The sequence below is a fragment of the Caldisalinibacter kiritimatiensis genome (genome assembly GCF_000387765.1).
Taxonomy (GTDB): domain Bacteria; phylum Bacillota; class Clostridia; order Tissierellales; family Caldisalinibacteraceae; genus Caldisalinibacter; species Caldisalinibacter kiritimatiensis.
Map to the genome: position 1 here is coordinate 1 of NZ_ARZA01000288.1, position 325 is coordinate 325.

The 325-nt window shown below is 33.2% G+C and carries 1 protein-coding gene; it reads right to left on the reverse strand.

The annotated features are described in order from the left end of the window. Positions 1-321 (reverse strand): reverse transcriptase domain-containing protein (locus tag L21TH_RS13605; protein WP_341349764.1); only part of this gene is annotated, 321 nt, incomplete at its 3' end. Positions 322-325 lie beyond the last annotated feature (4 nt).

Below are 325 nucleotides of genomic sequence, written 5' to 3' on the forward strand. Positions count from 1 at the left end.
AGTAGGAGACGATACTGCACTCTTTTCTTTATTGACTTTGAGTTTTAGTTTGTATTTAAGAAATTTAGTTATGCTTTCTAATACCCTTTTTCCTGCTCTAATGCTCTTAACATAAATGTTACAATCATCGGCATATCTACAAAACTTGTGTCCGCGTCCTTCTAATTCTTTATCTAGTTCGTCTAGTAATATATTGCTAAGTAGTGGACTTAATGGTCCTCCCTGGGGAGCACCTTCTTCTGTTTTAACTAGCATACCTTTTAACATTACCCCTGAATTTAGATATTTTCTTATTAGTTTCAGTACTCTTTTGTCTTTTATCTTT